Genomic DNA, 264 nt, shown 5'->3' on the forward strand with positions numbered 1-264 from the left:
CCCAAATGATTTTGGTATTCATGAACATTGTGCGTTCATATGGTTGATTGTCACGTAAACAAACTGCTATATACGCAACATTTAAAAATCCACTTGCGAATGATCGTTGCGCTTTTTTAGCAGATGCACGTAAGTTCTCGTGGCTTGCCTTGATAGCCTCAACGCTCGATGGATTGTCAGACGGAAAACCAAGGTCATCTAGTGTCAATCCAGAACCACCCGCGAATAACGATGCATACATTTTTAACTGACCGTAAAATGGTT

At 41.3% G+C, this 264-nt stretch carries 1 protein-coding gene; it reads right to left on the reverse strand.

Features of this window, described 5'->3' with window-relative positions:
- Positions 1-264, reverse strand: a 264-nt coding sequence (locus P8629_RS12045) for a hypothetical protein (protein WP_278166350.1), incomplete at both ends; no start/stop codon positions are given.

The sequence above is a fragment of the Hydrogenovibrio sp. 3SP14C1 genome (assembly GCF_029625905.1).
Classification (GTDB): Bacteria; Pseudomonadota; Gammaproteobacteria; order Thiomicrospirales; family Thiomicrospiraceae; genus Hydrogenovibrio.